The following is a 15,050-nucleotide window of genomic DNA, read 5'->3' on the forward strand; positions in this document are numbered from 1 at the left end:
AGAATACAACTCACATTATACGATGCCCAAGCGGCCCCTTGACCACCCGGCGCACGCAGCTTCTGCGCGGATTTCTCCGCCGGTTCCGCCACCCTCGCCCGACGTACCCACGCCGTTGCTCGGCAATCTCACTCCGTCGCAATTCATGCGCCGGTACTGGCAAAAAAAGCCGCTGCTGATCCGTCAGGCCATCCCGAACGTGGCCGCACCGCTGTCACGCGACGAGCTGTTCGAGCTGGCCGACCAGGACGAAGTGGAAGCCCGCCTGATCACACACTTTCGCAACAAATGGCAACTCGAACACGGTCCGTTTGCAGCTGACGAGTTGCCGACGCTGAAGCAGCGCGCGTGGACCCTTCTCGTGCAAGGCGTCGACCTTCACGACGACCGTGCCCGCGCCTTGCTCGACCGCTTCCGCTTCGTACCCGACGCGCGTCTCGACGACCTGATGATTTCCTACGCCACCGACGGCGGCGGCGTCGGTCCGCATTTCGATTCGTACGACGTATTTTTGCTGCAGGTGCACGGCAAGCGCCGCTGGCGTATCAGCGCGCAGCGCGACCTGTCGCTGCAACCGGGCATGCCGTTGAAAGTTTTACAACATTTCGTGCCCGAAGAGGAATGGGTACTCGAACCAGGTGACATGCTGTATCTTCCGCCGCACATCGCTCATGACGGCGTGGCCGAAGGCGAATGCATGACCTGTTCGATCGGCTTCCGTGCGCCATCTTCGAGCGAATTGACGGCGCAGTTTCTGTATCATCTCGCCGAGCGCGGCGAAGACCGCGGCGAGGAGCGCGCGCCGAAGCTGTATCGCGACCCGCAGCAGCCCGCCGTCGAGCATCCGGCGGAGTTGCCGCAGGCGCTGGTCGACCGGGTAGGCGCGATCCTTGCTCAAGTCAGATGGAACGAGAAAGACATTGCGTCTTTTCTCGGTACGTATCTGAGCGAACCGAAGCCGAGTGTCGTCTTCGATCCGCCGAAACAGCCGCTTAACGAAGCGCGTTTCATCCAGCGCGCTTCGAACTTCGGGCTGCGGCTCGACCGAAAGACGGTTTTGCTGTACAACAGCCGCTTTTTCTTCTTGAATGGAGAAGAAAATCGGCTCGCTGGCCTGAAAAAGTGGCTAATTGAATTCGCTGATAGCCGGTGTCTGAGTGCGAAACGCTTTGTAACACTCTCAGGCGATTCATCGGTGACAGCATTGCTGCACGAGTGGTATTGTGCGGGCTGGATACAAGTGGGCGAGCCTGCGTAGGCTCGTCTGCCTGTTAGTATGTACCGTGATATTTTGTATGAGAAAGACAACGTATTGACCCCGGATTTGTCGACGGTCAGTACGAAAGTGCATATAATTTCCGCCCAAGCCGTAGGGAAGATACACGCTCTTGTGAAGTGCGTCTCCACCAGCGGCCCAGGTCGGTGTTGGAGCACATTACCGGTATTATTTTGCGCTGTTGCTTACCTTTAACCATAAAAGGACGTGATCATGAAGAAATCCCTCCTCGTAGCATCCCTGTTGGCAGCTGTGGCACTGGCTGCATGCAACAAGAGCAGCGACCAGGCAGCTGCCCCGGCTAGCGATGCATCGGCTGCTTCGGCACCTGCTGCTGCTTCGGATGCAGGCGCTGCTGCTTCGAGCGCTGCTGCTGCGAGCGACGCTGCTGCTTCGGCTACTACCGCTGCTTCGGACGCAGGCGCTGCAGCTTCGGATGCTGCTGCTTCGGCTGCTGCTCCGGCTTCGGGCGCAAGCCAGTAAGCTGTCGTACAGGGTTCGCCTCTGGGCGAAAGCTACCCCGGCGGATCCACCCGATCTGCTGGTGTGGTAAAGCAAAACGCCACGGATTCACATCCGTGGCGTTTTGCCATTCCGAGCCTGCTTTTTACGCTTTCTTCCTGACGGTTTCGTTAAGCCAGTGAGCTGCGCCGGTAAGTTGCCCCGGCGAATTTCTAACCTTCTTCAACGTTCTTCGATCTTCAATCCAGATTCGCCGCAGGCGCCGCGCCTTCCTCGAAGAACTCGCGCACCACGTCGATCTCTCTCGTGCGCTTGAAGGGTGGCAGGCTCTGCCATATACGGCGCCCATAGGGTTTGTCGACGAGACGTGTGTCGCAGATCATCAGCACGCCGCGATCGGTCTCAGCGCGAATCAGACGCCCTGCGCCCTGCTTGAGCGTAATCACTGCCTGAGGCAACTGATGAACCGCGAACGGACTCAAGCCCTTCTTGGTCAAGGCATCGAGACGGGCCGCCAGCACCGGGTCGTCGGGCGGCGCGAACGGCAGCTTGTCGATCACCACTAGCGAGAGTGCATCGCCGCGCACGTCCACGCCTTCCCAGAAACTCTGACTGCCCACCAGGATCGCATTGCCATAGGCACGGAAGCGATCCAGCAGCTCGGTACGGCTCGCGTCGCCCTGCACCAGCAGCGGATAGTCCCAGCCGCGCTTTTCGATCGTCTCGCGCAGCTTGTTGGCGATGCGGTCGACGGCGCGCAAGGTCGTACAAAGCATGAACACGCCGCCGCCCGATGCTTCGATGGCCGGTAGCGCGGCTTCGAAGACCGCGTCGGTGAACGTGGGCGAGGACGGTTGCGGCAGGTTGCGCGGCACGTAGAGCAGGCCTTGCGCGGGGTAATCGAAGGGGCTTGGCAGGGTCATCGAACGGCGCGCGTTCAGCCCCATCTGCGCCGCGTAGTGGGTGAAGTCGCCGCGCACCGAAAGCGTTGCCGAAGTGAAGATCCATGCCCGCGGCACGCCCGCGCGCTGCTTCGCAAAGATCGGCGCCACCGAGAGCGGCGTTTCGTGCAACTGCACGGTATGCGAGAACACTTCGATCCAGCGCACCTTTTCGTTCGGATCGGCGGCCACGGCCTTGCCGTCCGTATTCGCGGCGTCGCGTTCGGTTTCGGTGGGCGGCGTGGTCCAGCCTGCGAGGATGCCTTGCAGCTCGCGGGCACGCCGCAGACAGGCGCCAATCGATTCGGCGCGCTCCGCCTGGCTCGACAACGCGTCGGCGAGCGCGGTCAGTTCCGTTTCCAGTGCTTCGAGCGCGGGAAAGAGCGGATGGTCGTCCGGCAACTGGCCGATCGAGAGGCGCACCGAATCTTCCCTGAAGGCGAGCCGCACGTCGCGCGCCGAGCGTTCGAGCGCCGCGCCGAGCTTGACCCAGTCGACCACTTCGCGCGCATGGCCGAGCCCTTCGGCCACCGAATCGCGCGCCAGTTCGAGAAACTGCGCGGTCGAGAGCGTCTCGCCAAAAAACAGCGTGGCGGTCTCCGGCAACTGATGCGCCTCGTCGAAGATGATCGTATTCGCGGTGGGCAGCAGTTCGGCCATGCCGGTGTCGCGCAACATGATGTCGGCGAAAAACAGATGGTGGTTGACCACCACGATATCGGCCTGCTGCGCCTCGCGGCGCGCCTGCATCACGAAGCAGTCCTTGTAGTGCGGACACTCCTGGCCGAGACAGTTTTCGCGCGTCGAGGTGACCATCGACCACACCGCGGCCGTCTCCGGCACGCTCGCGAGTTCGGCTTTGTCGCCGGTGCGCGTGATCTTCGCAAAGCGGACGATATCCTGCAGATACGAGGTTTCCTGGCGCGACGGCAAACGGCCGTTGTCCGCGGTGCGCTGCAGGTAGTAGTGACACAGATAGTTGGCGCGCCCCTTGAGCATTGCCACCGAGACCGGCACCGCGAGCGCGTCGCGCACGGTCGGGATATCGCGCTGGAACAACTGGTCCTGCAAGTGCTTGGTGCCCGTCGAGACGATCACCTTGCCGCCCCACAGCATGGCCGGCACAAGGTACGCATAGGTCTTGCCGGTGCCCGTGCCCGCCTCCACGATCAGCGTGTTCTCGCTGCCGTCGAGACCGCCGGCGGCGTCGTTTGCTTCGGTTTCCGAAGCGGCGCCCGCAGCATTCGCCTGCGCATCGGAGCCGGGTGACGGCAACCGCCGCGCGGGCCGCTTTTGCGCTTCGAACATCGCCGGCTCCGGCATGGCCCGGCCCGACGCTTCCATCGCCGCGGCGACGGCGCGCGCCATCTCGATCTGCGAGGCCCGCGAACGGTAACCGTCGATCTGCCGCGCCAGCAGACCGTCAGCGGCGAAGATATCGTCGAGTTCGGTCTTGCGGCGCGGGTTCAGCGCGGACGCGAGCGCGCTGCCGGCGGCGCGCGGCTCGCGTGCGGGCGCTGCGTCGTCCGACGGGTTGGGCGAAGAAGTGACAAGCGGTGAATTCAAGGCAAGCGTTTCCTGCAAAGTCCGGTGCGCGCGTGGCGACCCGGCGCCTGCCAGGCCGCGAGCCTAAGCGCGCGCGTCCGGTTCGAGCTGCAATTGCAGCAAGATGATGGTGTCCTTGACCTTGAGCTTGCGCTTTTTCAGGCGCTGCAACTCGAGGTCGTCGAAGCCGGGCTCATCCGACATTTTGTCGATCAGACGGTCCAGTCCACTGTGTTCCGATTCCAGTTGCAGAATGCGGTCTTGTAGTGCGTTCGCGTCGATGACGTGATGATGGTCGCGCATGCTCGCCTCCTCCCAATGCGGCGGCGCGGGCTGCCTCGTGCAGCCCAGACGCCTGAGGTTGCTGTCCGGCTTAAAACGCGTTACTGCTGTTGCTGCTGCTTTTGCTGTTCAAGCTGTTGTTGCTGTTCCTGCAACTGTTGCTGCTGCTTTTGCGCCGCCTTGTCGGCCGCCTGCTTCTGGCGGGCCTCGACGTCCTGCTTGTGCTGCGCGGCCGTCTCCTGCTTGCGCTGGTAGCTCTCGGCCTTTTCGGTACGCTCCTTAGCCTTCTGCGCACCCTGCTGACGAGCCTGCTCGAGCTGCGTCTGGAAGTTCGCCTGTTTCTGGTCATATGCCTGCTGGTTGGCCGCCGCCTGCGGCGCGCTGATGCCGCGTTGCGCCTGGTCCAGCGCGTGTTGCTGCACCTTCTGCTGATACGCCTGCGCATTGGCCGCGCGCTGCGGCGCCTCGGCGGCGCGCTGGGCCGCATCCAGCTGATGCTGTTGCTGCTTCTGCTCGTAAGTCTGCGCGTTGCGGGCGTCGTCCGCGGCACGCTGCGGCGCGTTGGCTTCGTCCTGCGCGCGCTGGATCGCCAGTTGCTCGTCGCGCTGCTGGGCGCGCGCCGCGCGCTGTTCCGCGTCGAGCGCGAGCTGCTCACGGCGGATATCGGCCTGCACGGTGCGCATCTTGTCACGCGCCTTGTCGATACAGTAGTTCACCAAAAACTTGCTGTAGCAGTCGTGGACCGCCACGCCATAGTTATAGTTGTTTTCCGCGCTGCGGTGATTCAGGACCGCCTGCCGCGCATCGAAGCCGTTATCAGGCGTCGTGCTGGTTGCCGAATCCATCAGGCCATCACTGCCGCCCGCCGAAAATGAGGCCGCAGAAGACGCTGCGGACGCGGCCGCCGGCATGGAAGCGGCCTCGGTCGCCACCGGCTGGTCTTGCGCGAACGCCGGTGCGGACACGGCGAAACAGGCGGCGGCAACGCCAGCCGCAGCGCGGCTAAACAGCGGCGCGGCCAGCATGGCGATGAACGAAGCAAGTGGGAAACGGGAGATCGGCAACGTCGTAGATGGGCAACGGAACATGCCCGAAATTCTATCACCCCGCGGTTGAGCCCTTTTGCATTTATGGCAAAATGCCCCGCTTCAGCAACCCGGTCGCCGCGCGCACGCCTCCCGCGTGCCGCCTCGTGCGGCCCTAGATTGAGTCCGGCAGGAACACCAAGACCCTATGACGGAAACCGTAGCACTCAAGATCGTACAGCGCATCGCCAGCGAACTCTCCGTCCAGCCGCGCCAGGTCGCAGCGGCGGTGCAACTTCTCGACGAAGGCGCGACTGTTCCGTTTATCGCGCGTTACCGCAAGGAAGTGACCGATAACCTCGACGATACGCAATTGCGTAACCTCGAGGAACGGCTTTTGTATCTGCGTGAACTGGAAGACCGGCGCGCCTCGATCCTTGCCAGCATCGAGGAACAGGGCAAGATGACCGACGAGTTGCGCGCCGCCATCGAAGGCGCGGACAGCAAACAGGTGCTCGAAGACCTCTATCTGCCGTACAAGCCGAAGCGCCGCACGCGCGCCCAGATCGCCCGCGAGGCCGGGCTCCAGCCATTGGCCGACGCGCTGCTCGGCAATCCCCTGCTCGATCCGCAGACCGAAGCCGCGCAATACGTGGACGCCGAAAAGGGCGTCGCCGACGTGAAAGCCGCTCTGGACGGCGCGCGCGACATCCTCTCCGAGCAATTCGGCGAAACCGCCGAACTGCTCGGCAAACTGCGCGAATACCTGTTCAGCCAGGGCGTGGTGTCGTCGAAAGTGGTGGAAGGCAAGGAAAACGCGGAAGAAGAGAAATTTCGCGATTACTACGACTACTCGGAGACCCTCCGCACGGTGCCGTCGCATCGCGCGCTGGCGCTTTTCCGCGGCCGCAATGCCGGCGTGCTGATGGTCAAGCTGGGGCTCGGCGAAGATCTGGACGCGCAGGTGCCGCATCCGGGCGAAGCGCTGATTGCGCGCCACTTCGGCATTGCCAATCAGAACCGTCCCGCCGACAAATGGCTCGCCGACGTCTGCCGCTGGTGCTGGCGTGTCAAGGTGCAGCCGCATATCGAAAACGAACTGCTGACCAATCTGCGCGAAGAAGCCGAGCATGAGGCGATCCGCGTGTTTGCGCGCAACCTGAAGGATCTGCTGCTGGCGGCGCCCGCTGGTCCGAAAGCCGTGATCGGTCTCGATCCGGGTATGCGTACCGGCGTGAAGGTCGCCGTGGTCGATCGCACCGGCAAGGTGCTCACCACCGACGTGATTTATCCGCACGAGCCGCGCCGCGACTGGGACGGTTCCATCGCCAAGCTCGCGCGTATCTGCGCGCAGACCCAGGCCGAGCTGATCAGCATCGGCAACGGCACCGCTTCGCGCGAAACCGACAAGCTGGCGAGCGAACTGATCGCGCGTCATCCGGAATTCAAGCTGCAGAAGATCGTCGTGTCCGAAGCGGGCGCGTCGGTGTATTCGGCGTCGGAACTGGCGGCGAAGGAATTCCCCGACATGGACGTGTCGCTGCGCGGCGCGGTGTCGATTGCGCGGCGTTTGCAGGATCCGCTCGCCGAGCTGGTGAAGATCGAGCCGAAGGCCATCGGCGTCGGCCAGTATCAGCACGACGTGAATCAGCGCGAGCTGGCGCGCTCGCTCGACGCGGTGGTCGAGGACTGCGTGAACGCGGTGGGCGTGGATGCGAATACGGCGTCCGTGGCGCTGCTCGCGCGGGTCTCCGGGCTGAACGCGACGCTCGCGCGCAATATCGTGGACTTCCGCGATGCCAACGGTCCGTTCCCTTCGCGTGAACATCTGCGCAAGGTGCCACGTCTCGGTGACAAGACCTTCGAGCAGGCCGCGGGCTTTCTGCGCATCAACAACGGCGAGAATCCGCTCGACCGCTCCTCGGTGCACCCGGAAGCGTATCCGGTGGTCGAGCGCATGCTCGCGAAGATCAACAAGCACGTGGGCGACGTGCTCGGCAATCGTGAGGCGCTGTCGGGCCTGTCGCCGGCCGAGTTCGTCGACGATCGCTTCGGCCTGCCGACCGTGCGCGACATTCTCACCGAACTCGAAAAGCCGGGCCGTGATCCGCGCCCCGAGTTCAAGACGGCCACCTTCCGCGAAGGCGTCGAAAAGGTCTCCGACCTGTCGCCGGGCATGGTGCTCGAAGGCGTCGTGACCAATGTGGCGGCGTTCGGTGCGTTCATCGATATCGGCGTGCATCAGGATGGTCTGGTCCACGTGTCGGCCATGTCGACGAAATTCATCAAGGACCCACACGAAGTCGTGAAGGCCGGCCAGATCGTCAAGGTGAAGGTGCTCGAAGTGGACGTGAAGCGTCAGCGTATTGCGCTGACCATGCGGCTCGCCGACGAGTTCGGCGCAGCGGCGAGCGGCGCGGCGCGCAGCGGCGGTCAACAGGAACGTGGCGGCGCCCGTCCGGGCGGCAATGGGCGCAACGGCGGCGCACCGCAGCGTTCACGCGAGCCGGAACCGGGTGGCGCGATGGCTGCGGCGTTTGCCAAGCTCAAGCGGTAAGAAGGCGGCGCGCGGCAACAGGCTTCATAAAACGAAAAGCCCACGCGAAAACGCGTGGGCTTTTTGCTTTTGTTCGACCCGCCCGTTGCCTCCACCGCCCCGCCGCACACGCAACGTGGCCGCGGCGAGCGGCGCCGGCACAAATTCAAATCTCGATCTTGGTCCCCAACTCGACCACCCGATTGGCCGGAATGCTGAAGAAATCGGTCGGCTTGGCGGCGTTCTGATGCATCCACGCGAACACCCGCTCGCGCCACACGGACATGCCGGGCAACTGCGTCGGCACCACGGTTTCGCGTGCGAGGAAGAACGACGTGTCCATCAATTCGAAGGTCATGTCGTGCGAGCGGCCCACATCGGTTAGCACCGCTTTCACGTCAGGCGTCTCGTTGAAACCGTAGGCCGCCTTCACCAGGAACAGGCCGCCGCCGATCTCTTTCATCGAGACACGGTCGGCGTCGTTCACGTAGGGAATGTCGAGCGTCGAGAAGGTCAGGAAAATGGTCCGCTCGTGCAGCACCTTGTTGTGCTTCAGATTGTGCAGCAGACTCACCGGCACCAAAGTGTCGCTGCCGGTCAGATAGATCGCCGTACCCGACACCCGATGCGGCGGATGGGCTAGCAGGCCCTGCAGGAACGGCATCAACGGAATACCGTCGGCGGCCGTGCGTTCCTTGACGATCATCCTGCCCTTGAACCACGTCATCAGCAGGAAGAACAGCAGCGCGCCGATGCCAAGCGGCAGCCAGCCGCCCTCCGCGACCTTCAGCAGGTTGGCGCCGAAAAAGCCGAGGTCGACCACCAGCAGGCCGGCGATGATCAGCCCCACCAGCACCTTGTTCCACTTCCACACGTTCACCATCACGACGCAGGCGAGAATGGTGGTGATCACCATGGTGGCCGTCACGGCGATACCGTAGGCCGCGGCAAGATTGTCCGAACTCTTGAAGGCCACCACGATGCACAGGATGATGAACAGCAGCAGCCAGTTCACCACCGGCACGTAGATTTGCCCAATCGCCAGGTCAGAGGTGTGGAGGATCTTCATGCGCGGCACGTAGCCGAGCTGGATGGCCTGGCTCGTCAGCGAATAGGCGCCGGAAATCACCGCCTGCGAGGCGATCACAGTCGCCACCGTCGACAGCACCACCAGCGGCAGCAGCGCCCAGTCGGGCGCGAGCAGGAAGAACGGGTTTTCGATGGCCTTCGGGTCGTGCATCAGCAGCGCGCCCTGGCCGAAGTAGTTCATCACCAGCGACGGCATCACCAGCGCGTACCAGGCCATGCGGATGGGCCTGGCGCCGAAGTGGCCCATGTCGGCATAGAGGGCTTCCGCGCCGGTCAGCACCAGCACCACCGAGCCGAGCACCACATAGGCCTGCAGCACATGCGCGGCCATGAACGAATACGCGTAATACGGATTGAGCGCGCGGATCACATTGGGCGACTGCACGATATGCGCAAGCCCGAGCACGCCGATCACCACGAACCAGAGCACCATGATCGGCCCGAACAGACGCCCGACCAGCGCGGTGCCGTGCCGCTGGATCCAGAACAGCACGATGAGTATGACGATGGTGAGCGGCAGCACCAGATGCGACAGATTGGGCGCCGCGATCTCCAGCCCTTCGACCGCGGAGATCACCGAGATAGCGGGTGTAATCACCGCGTCGCCGTAGAACATGCAGGCGCCGAAGATGCCCAGCATCACCAGCAGACCGGCCAGCTTCTTTCTTGGATCCACCGAGCGCAGTGCCAGCGCCATCAGCGCCAGCACCCCGCCCTCGCCGTTGTTGTCGGCGCGCATGACGAACATCACATACTTGACGCTGACCACGATCACGATGGCCCAGAACAGCAGCGAGATCACCCCGAGGATGGACTGCTCGGTCAGCGGAATACCATGCGCCGGGCTGAACGCCTCTTTGAGCGAATACAACGGGCTCGTGCCGATATCACCGAACACCACTCCGATCGCAGCCAGTGCGAGCGAGGGCAGAGGCTGTTTGTGCAAGTGATGAGTATCTGTCATAAACGCGAAGGATCCGTTCCTGATCGGAAAAACGAGCGCTATTCTAAACTGCCTGTAAGGTAGCACTCCGGCCTGTTGTGCCTACACCACTGCATGCAGCAGCACTCATTCCACGTATGTTGTCCATACAGTGTAGTCGCTGGATTCGGGTCTGACAGAAGCTGGAGGCGCCTTCATGTACAGCCATCAGAACGACCAACACGTTGCCCGCATGCACGTTGCATTGCCCTACACGAACAGCCTGCCAAGGCCGTCGCGCACGAAAAAAAACGGAGCCGCAAAGGGCTCCGTTTTGACGGATTTGGCACGACACGCGAATCGTGTCCATTTGCATCACTGATCCGATCGTTCCTGCGCGGTACCGCGCTTGATCCACGCGCCGAGGTTATGCGGACGCACCGTGTCCCATTCCTCGAACGGTTGATGAATCCACGGATTGGTGGGCAGGAACTGCACGTGATAATCGGGCGTCACCTTCGAGCAGCCCTTGTACCAGAGCACCGCCGAACGCACCGCCGTGATGGCCGGATAGCGGTCCTTCAGATGCTGCTGCACGCGTGCCAGCGTCACGCCCGAGTCCACCAGGTCGTCGACCAGCAATACGTTGCCCGACAGCTCACCGCGCGTCATGGTGATGTATTGCGCGATGTCGAGCTCGCCCTGCTCCGTGCCGGCCGCTTCGCGGTACGAACTGGTGGCGAGAATCGCCAGCGGCAGATCGTAAATGCGCGAGAGCTGGTCGCCTACGCGCAGACCGCCGCGCGCGAGGCACAGGATCTTGTCGAACTTCCAGCCCGACTCATGCACCGCCAGCGCCAGCAGTTCGATCAGACGGTGATATTCGTCCCAGCCCACCCACAGGTTCTTGTCGTCATTGCGCGGGTCTTTCATCGCAATCATCGGTACACCCTGCGTCATGAGTTAAACCTTGAACGGGTGACGAAGCAGAATCGTCTCGTCACGATCCGGACCGGTCGAAACCATGTCGATCGGCACGCCCGCCACTTCCTGCACGCGCGTCAGATAAGCGCGCGCATTCGCCGGCAACTGATCCCACTCCTTGATGCCGACGGTGCTTTCCTTCCAGCCGCCGAAGGTCTCGTAGACCGGTACGCAACGCTCCACTTCCGTGGCGCCGCGCGGCAGGATATCGCAGTCCTTGCCGTCCACCGTGTAGCCGACGCACAGCTTCACTTCGTCGAGACCGTCGAGCACGTCGAGCTTGGTCATGCACAGGCCCGAGATGCCGTTGATCTGGATCGAGCGGCGCAACGCAGCGGCGTCGAGCCAGCCGGTGCGGCGCGGACGGCCGGTGACCGAGCCGAATTCCTTGCCGACCGTGGCGAGCGTCAGGCCCACCTGTTCCTGGCGGCTGGCGTTATCCGCATCGTACAGTTCGCTCGGGAACGGGCCCGAACCGACGCGCGTGCAGTACGCCTTGGTGATGCCGAGAATGTAGTTCAGCTTTTGCGGACCGACGCCCGCGCCCGCGGAGGCCGCACCGGCCACGCAGTTGCTCGAGGTGACGAACGGATAGGTGCCGTGGTCGATGTCGAGCAGCGTGCCTTGCGCGCCTTCGAACAGCAGGTTGCTGCCTTTGGCGTTCGCGTCGTACAGGCGGCGCGAAACGTCCGTGACCATCGGCTTCAGACGGTCGGCGTAGCTCAGCATCGTGTCGAGCGTTTGCTGGAAGTCGACCGCGTCGACGCCCAGGTATTTCGTCAGCACGAAGTTGTGATAATCGAGATTTTCGCGCAGGCGTTCAGCGAAACTTTCCGGATCGAACAGGTCCTGCACGCGCAGGCCGCGGCGCGCCACCTTGTCTTCGTAAGCCGGCCCGATGCCGCGGCCGGTGGTGCCGATCTTGGCCGCGCCACGGCGCTTTTCGCGGCCCTGGTCGATGGCGATGTGATACGGCAGGATCAGGGTGGTGGCTTCGGAAATGAACAGGCGCTTTTGCACATCCACGCCGGCGGCTTCGAGCTCGCCAATTTCCTTGAACAGCGCTTCCGGCGACAACACGACGCCATTGCCGATGTAGCACGCGACGCCGGGATGCATGATGCCCGACGGAATCAGACGCAAGATGGTTTTCTTGCCGCCGATGATGAGCGTGTGGCCGGCGTTGTGACCGCCCTGGAAGCGAACGACGCCGTGGGCGTGGTCCGTCAGCCAGTCGACGATCTTGCCCTTGCCCTCATCACCCCATTGGGTCCCCACGACGACGACGTTACGTCCGGGGTTCACATTCACAGCGCTGGCAGACATGTTGTTTCGTATGCTGGTTAAAAACGTATTCTACCTATGTTCGCGGAAGCTACCGAATTTTTCCGTTTCCGCTCAACGGTATGGACGTTATTCTGGGTATAGGTAAACGACGCGGCTTTCTCGCCGCGCCGCACTTTGCAGTGCTCAGGAACGCGGCTCGCTGGGTTCCACCACCCACGCGCCGTTGCGCTCGACGAGCACGCGGTCGCAGGCAAATTCGTCGAGCGCGTGATCGTGACCGGGCAACGCCTGGATCACCACTTCGCCCGCGTCGCGCAAGGCGGCGACGCTCGCTCGCAGCGCGTCGTCGTGTTGCCACGGCGCGAGAATCGCGCTGCTGCGCCCTTCGACCGGCGAAATACGCGCCACTTCGCGCAAGTCGAGCGAGAAGCCGGTGGCTGCCCGCGCGCGGCCGTAGGCCTGACCCACGTGATCGTAACGGCCGCCGCGCGCCACCGCGTTCGGCACGCCGTCCACATAGGCGGAAAACATCACGCCGCTGTGGTATGCGTAGCCGCGCAAATCGGCCAGATCGATCATCACTTCCGCGCCTTCCACCTGATTGGCAAGGAACGCGAGGTCGTCGAGCGCGCGGGCGATTTGCGGCGTGTTGGGCAAACGCGCTCGCGCGTCGGCGAGCACCGAGGCATCGCCATACAGCGACGGCAAGGCGCGCAATGCATCGCGCGTCACCGGCGTGAGCTTCGCGCTCAGTTCGGCCAGACGCGGCACGTCCTTGCCAGCAAGCGCTTCATACAGCGACTCGCCGAGCGCCGCCGCCGCGGGCTCGGCGTCGACCAGCGCCGCCAGCACGCCCGCGTGGCAGAGGTCCAGACGCACCTTGGCGAGCCCCGCGAGACGCAGCGCGTCGAGCATCAGTTGCTGGATTTCGAGGTCCGCTTCGAGCCCGGCGTGCCCGTAGATTTCCGCGCCGATCTGGATCTGCTCGCGGGTAGCGTGCAGGCCGCGCGGACGCGTGTGCAGCACGTTGCCGGCGTAGCACAGGCGCGTCACGCCCTGACGGTTCAGCAGGTGCGCGTCGATGCGCGCCACCTGCGGCGTCATGTCGGCGCGCAGGCCGAGGGTGCGGCCCGACAACTGATCGACCAGCTTGAAGGTACGCAGATTCAGGTCGTGGCCCCCGCCCGTCAGCAGCGACTCGAGGTATTCGAGCAGCGGCGGCATGACCATCTCGTAGCCGTAGACGCGAAAGCGGTCCAGCAGATGGCGCCGCAGCTCTTCGATCTTGCGGGCTTCCGACGGCAGCACGTCGGCAATATTCTCGGGAAGTAACCAGGTCGACATCGATACAGTCCTACGACGGTGAACACGGCGTCTGGGCGCCGGCCAATAAGGGTGAACGGCCCCGCCGGGCCATGCATATGTGCATCTGCGCGCCGGCCTGCTCGCCCCGGATGGGGGCGCGCGCATGCGTGACATGCGCGGGGCGGCGACGATGGACCACGCGCGCCGGGGCAGATCGTGCCCCGGGCTCAAACGCGTCCTCGGTCGCGAATTCAGGTCGCGATAAACAGCAGCAGCAGCCCGAGCGCCATGACGATCAGCCCGCCAATGCGGATCTGTTGCGGCGAACGCTGCGCTATTTTACGAAACGTGTCGCTCCAGGCGCTCGGAAAAATGAAGGGGAACATTCCCTCGATGATCAGCATCAGTGCGATCGCGAGCAACAACGAGCCGGCTATATCCATGCGAGTGAGGGTGCCGCGATACACACGCCGCGGCGCTCCGGTAATCAGTGTTTGCGCGGTGCCGCGACGGCGTCCGGCGACAGGTCACCGGTCGGGCTACGCATGAAGCGGAAAAACTCGCTGCTCGAATCGACCACGATCACATCGTTCGGCTTGAAGGTGTTCCGGTAGGCCAGCATGCTCTGGTAGAACTGGTAGAACTGCGGGTCGCGGCTGTAGGCGTCGGCGGCGATCGAGGCGGCTTTGCCGTCACCCTCGCCCTTGATGGTCTGCGCCTGCATGTAGGCGTCCGCCAGCAGCGCCTGCTGCTGGGTGGCCGCCTCCGCCTTGATCTGGTCGGCTTCGGCCACGCCCTTGGCGCGCTCCTGGTTGGCGGCCTGCTCACGCGCCGCGCTCATGCGCTTGTAGACCGAGTCGGCCATTGCCGCCGGAAAGTCGACGCGGGCGAGCTGAATGTCGATCACTTCGACCCCCAGCGAGTCCGCCGCAGCCGACATCGTGGCGCGCGCTTCATCCGCGAGTGCCTGCTGTTTGCCGAGCGCGTCGGCCAGCGTCACCTTGGCGAACGCGTCGCCCAGCGCGCTGCGCGAGAGCAGCGCGAGCCGGTCCGGCAGGCTCTGGTCGTCGCCTTTGGTCTGCGCGAACAGCTTGAGCGGATCAGTCACGCGAAACTTGATGACCGGGTCGACCAGCAGGTCGGTTTTGTCGGACGTGACGTAGCGGTCTTCGTCCGGCGTATCCAGCGTCTGGATCCGGCTGTCGACCAGCATCACGCTTTGCAGCGGCGGCGGCAGCCTGACGTGCAGGCCGGGGCCGAGCAGCTCCGGCGTTGCATCGCCACGCCCGGACAGCACCGCCATATGACGCTGGTCCACCACGAACACGGTCGACGACGCCGCAAACAGCAGCAGGACGACAACCACGACGAGCGCAATGATCCGATTCATGTTCGC

General features: G+C 63.7%; 12 protein-coding genes. 3 read left to right on the forward strand and 9 right to left on the reverse strand.

What is annotated here, in order from left to right:
* Nucleotides 1-22 precede the first annotated feature (22 nt).
* Nucleotides 23-1,258 carry a cupin domain-containing protein gene (locus tag FQ755_RS18935; protein ID WP_144156348.1) on the forward strand — a complete coding sequence of 412 codons (1,236 nt, stop codon included), beginning with the start codon at nt 23-25 and terminating at the stop codon, nt 1,256-1,258.
* Nucleotides 1,259-1,489: 231 nt separating this feature from the next.
* On the forward strand, nt 1,490-1,759 hold the full coding sequence (locus FQ755_RS37495) for a hypothetical protein (protein ID WP_074299784.1): 270 nt from the start codon (nt 1,490-1,492) through the stop codon (nt 1,757-1,759).
* Between the two features lie 218 nt (nt 1,760-1,977).
* On the opposite strand, the gene FQ755_RS18950 is transcribed toward FQ755_RS37495, so the two are convergent.
* The 3 genes from FQ755_RS18950 to FQ755_RS18960 form a co-directional block, all read right to left on the reverse strand.
* On the reverse strand, nt 1,978-4,245 hold the full coding sequence (locus FQ755_RS18950) for an ATP-dependent DNA helicase (protein WP_144156349.1): 2,268 nt from the start codon (nt 4,243-4,245) through the stop codon (nt 1,978-1,980).
* Nucleotides 4,246-4,308: 63 nt separating this feature from the next.
* Entirely contained in the window at nt 4,309-4,527 is a 219-nt protein-coding gene (locus FQ755_RS18955) for a DUF465 domain-containing protein (RefSeq protein WP_137955558.1), read from the reverse strand.
* An 80-nt stretch (nt 4,528-4,607) separates the two neighbouring features.
* Nucleotides 4,608-5,594, reverse strand: coding sequence for a hypothetical protein (locus FQ755_RS18960; RefSeq protein ID WP_144156350.1), 987 nt, complete (start codon nt 5,592-5,594; stop codon nt 4,608-4,610).
* Between the two features lie 145 nt (nt 5,595-5,739).
* Between FQ755_RS18960 and FQ755_RS18965 the strand changes: the two genes are divergently transcribed.
* On the forward strand, nt 5,740-8,088 hold the full coding sequence (locus tag FQ755_RS18965) for a Tex family protein (protein ID WP_144156351.1): 2,349 nt from the start codon (nt 5,740-5,742) through the stop codon (nt 8,086-8,088).
* Nucleotides 8,089-8,233: 145 nt separating this feature from the next.
* Here FQ755_RS18965 and FQ755_RS18970 read toward each other — a convergent pair whose 3' ends face one another.
* The 6 genes from FQ755_RS18970 to hflC form a co-directional block, all read right to left on the reverse strand.
* Entirely contained in the window at nt 8,234-10,120 is a 1,887-nt protein-coding gene (locus FQ755_RS18970) for a potassium transporter Kup (RefSeq protein ID WP_144156352.1), read from the reverse strand.
* Between the two features lie 333 nt (nt 10,121-10,453).
* Nucleotides 10,454-11,038 (reverse strand): phosphoribosyltransferase, encoded by a 585-nt coding sequence (locus tag FQ755_RS18975; RefSeq protein ID WP_144156353.1) that lies wholly within the window; start codon nt 11,036-11,038, stop codon nt 10,454-10,456.
* 3 nt (nt 11,039-11,041) lie between these two features.
* Nucleotides 11,042-12,388, reverse strand: a complete 1,347-nt coding sequence (locus FQ755_RS18980) for an adenylosuccinate synthase (RefSeq protein WP_144156354.1) — start codon at nt 12,386-12,388, stop codon at nt 11,042-11,044.
* Between the two features lie 144 nt (nt 12,389-12,532).
* Nucleotides 12,533-13,693 (reverse strand): ATP phosphoribosyltransferase regulatory subunit, encoded by a 1,161-nt coding sequence (locus FQ755_RS18985; protein WP_144156355.1) that lies wholly within the window; start codon nt 13,691-13,693, stop codon nt 12,533-12,535.
* 212 nt (nt 13,694-13,905) lie between these two features.
* Entirely contained in the window at nt 13,906-14,097 is a 192-nt protein-coding gene (locus tag FQ755_RS18990) for a DUF2065 domain-containing protein (protein WP_144157032.1), read from the reverse strand.
* A gap of 44 nt (nt 14,098-14,141) precedes the next feature.
* Entirely contained in the window at nt 14,142-15,044 is a 903-nt protein-coding gene (gene hflC / locus FQ755_RS18995; RefSeq protein WP_144156356.1) for a protease modulator HflC, read from the reverse strand.
* Between the last annotated feature and the right edge of the window lie 6 nt (nt 15,045-15,050).

Source organism: Paraburkholderia sp. BCC1885, from assembly GCF_900996235.1.
In the GTDB taxonomy this organism is placed as follows: domain Bacteria; phylum Pseudomonadota; class Gammaproteobacteria; order Burkholderiales; family Burkholderiaceae; genus Paraburkholderia.

Coding starts and splice junctions, on each gene's coding strand:
- FQ755_RS18935 (WP_144156348.1), top strand. CDS start 23: ATGCCCAAGCGGCCCCTTGACCACCCGGCGCACGCAGCTTCTGCGCGG.
- FQ755_RS37495 (WP_074299784.1), top strand. CDS start 1,490: ATGAAGAAATCCCTCCTCGTAGCATCCCTGTTGGCAGCTGTGGCACTG.
- FQ755_RS18955 (WP_137955558.1), bottom strand. CDS start 4,527: ATGCGCGACCATCATCACGTCATCGACGCGAACGCACTACAAGACCGC.
- FQ755_RS18960 (WP_144156350.1), bottom strand. CDS start 5,594: ATGTTCCGTTGCCCATCTACGACGTTGCCGATCTCCCGTTTCCCACTT.
- FQ755_RS18965 (WP_144156351.1), top strand. CDS start 5,740: ATGACGGAAACCGTAGCACTCAAGATCGTACAGCGCATCGCCAGCGAA.
- FQ755_RS18970 (WP_144156352.1), bottom strand. CDS start 10,120: ATGACAGATACTCATCACTTGCACAAACAGCCTCTGCCCTCGCTCGCA.
- FQ755_RS18975 (WP_144156353.1), bottom strand. CDS start 11,038: ATGACGCAGGGTGTACCGATGATTGCGATGAAAGACCCGCGCAATGAC.
- FQ755_RS18980 (WP_144156354.1), bottom strand. CDS start 12,388: ATGTCTGCCAGCGCTGTGAATGTGAACCCCGGACGTAACGTCGTCGTC.
- FQ755_RS18985 (WP_144156355.1), bottom strand. CDS start 13,693: ATGTCGACCTGGTTACTTCCCGAGAATATTGCCGACGTGCTGCCGTCG.
- FQ755_RS18990 (WP_144157032.1), bottom strand. CDS start 14,097: ATGGATATAGCCGGCTCGTTGTTGCTCGCGATCGCACTGATGCTGATC.
- hflC (WP_144156356.1), bottom strand. CDS start 15,044: ATGAATCGGATCATTGCGCTCGTCGTGGTTGTCGTCCTGCTGCTGTTT.